3 protein-coding genes are annotated in these 1,939 nt (G+C 40.3%); all 3 read left to right on the top strand.

All coding sequences use genetic code 11. The annotated features are described in order from the left end of the window. Nucleotides 1–439, top strand: a 439-nt coding sequence (locus tag F6K49_RS44545; RefSeq protein ID WP_293108372.1) for a hypothetical protein, incomplete at its 5' end; no start/stop codon positions are given. Between the two features lie 111 nt (nucleotides 440–550). Beyond that, nucleotides 551–1,057 (top strand): hypothetical protein, encoded by a 507-nt coding sequence (locus F6K49_RS44540; protein ID WP_293108369.1) that lies wholly within the window; start codon nucleotides 551–553, stop codon nucleotides 1,055–1,057. A 299-nt stretch (nucleotides 1,058–1,356) separates the two neighbouring features. Then, nucleotides 1,357–1,939, top strand: a 583-nt coding sequence (locus F6K49_RS44535; protein WP_293108366.1) for a hypothetical protein, incomplete at its 3' end; no start/stop codon positions are given.

Genomic DNA, 1,939 nt, shown 5'->3' with positions numbered 1-1,939 from the left:
TTTACCAGAAAATCATCCATTATCTGATATGTGGGCAAAATCAATTACTGTTACGGAAGGTACATCACCGGATCCTTGTTATACTGCTACTGGATCAATTAATGATCAGTTTCCCTTCAATTTTGCCAAGGATTTTCCCTTTGATATTAAAGATTTTAGTTTTCTAACCAACCAAGACGTTGCTCCTGAACTGGCAATGAAGTTGAAGATTGATGTCTTCCAACCTATCCCGGAACCTGAAGATAGGAGGGGGATTAAAGTAACCGTATTTTCGGTACCCCAATCTGATGATTATCCCAATGGTGTCATTGTTAAAAAAGGCTTAACCTTTGTGGACGAAAATGGAAATACTGTGGCTGATGATAATCTTTCAACAACAAAGATTCCAGAAGAATCAGTGGTGCCACCGGAAGCTGACGTTAAGCTGGATAACTTATAAACAAATGGTAATTTTATAAGTTATACTTGGCAAGTAATAGTGTTTAAATTTACAGGGTTAAATTGACATTATTTTTAAGTTTATTTACTTGAATAAGGAAGGAGCAAAAAAATGTCAGATACTAAAGTATTTTTTGGTGTTTCTCTAGAACTGGCTGGAAAGACAATTTCCCTAGAACCTAAAAATGCCATTAATGAGATTAAAGAAAAGGGAATTGAAGTTGAACTTCCGGCAGGGGAGAGAGTATATTTAGGTACAGTGGGCACTTCTCTCAATAGTATTTTACAAACACTAGGAGCAGTTGAGTCAGGCACAACGGCTTCCTTTCTGAATGAGGATGGCACTCTCAAGTCCGACGAATTACCAGATATTACCGTCTTACAAAATGCTGCTAGTGTGCTGGTTGAAGCTGGTTTATATGTGGATGAATTTCATGTCAGAATTCCAGGTTCTAGTGCTTCAACCACAGATTCTAGTGGAAATAAAGTCGTTGATAAAACGAAGACAGCTTACACTGTTGGACTATCAGCAGAATGGCAAGAGAATTCAGGTCAATTAATTCAGGGATTAGACCTTCAATTAAAGGGGGTCTATTTCAAAATCAGTAATGAAGAATAGCGATCAGTGAATGCGCTACGCGCACGCTACGCGAACAGTTATCAGCGGTCAGCTTTTGAATATTTAATCTGAATTATAGCACCTCTATATCCCATAAGGTACAAATCGATCCCCCTAAATCCCCCTTAATAAGGGGGACTTTGAGGTTGATAAGCTTACCTCATAACTGCGAAAAATGCTATAAATTCTCCCAAAGTTTATTTTAAGCTGATAGCTGAATGCTGACGGTTGAATGCTGACCACTAACCGCTGACTTTAGATAATTCCATTTTTGCCTAGTAATATTTCTGAATCGAGCTATGACTGCAATAGTGCAAAGAACAACCAGTGTTAGCTTGGGTCTGATCTCCGAGCTAACCGTTGCTGGTGAAACCGTCAATTTGATCCTGGAGAAAATTGAAGACCGCAACGTAACGGTTTATCGGGGCGGTATGATTGCTGGACAGCGACTTTATGTCGTGGCGCTTTTGGAAGAATTAATTCCAGAATTAGATGCACCAGACTCGATTCAGAACTTAGCCATTACGAAAATGGCGGTGGAATTGCGACCGGATAAAGGGGCATTTTCTTTTGAGGCTGCCATTGAAAATCCCTGGTCGATTACCCTCGATTCGGGGCCAACCTTATCCATCGAACAGCTTGCCCTGTCAGTGTCATCGGTCAAATCTTCTGGCTCAACCAATGGCACTCAACAAAATACGGCAGAATCCCTCTCCCAGCAGCGAAAACTGTCATTTGAGGGGCTGTTTGAGTTATTTGGTGGCGAATTTGCTGTTAAGGTCGCCCATCAATTTTCTTCACAAAGTGGAAAGATTGTCAGTCAGTGGGGATTTTCTGCCACTGCTCAAAATATTAGTATTACCGAAGTCATCAAAGCTTTTG

It is taken from the genome of Moorena sp. SIO3I6 (genome assembly GCF_010672095.1).
The sequence above is the reverse complement of the archived record's forward strand: the minus strand, read 5'-3'. Positions and strand labels throughout refer to the sequence as shown.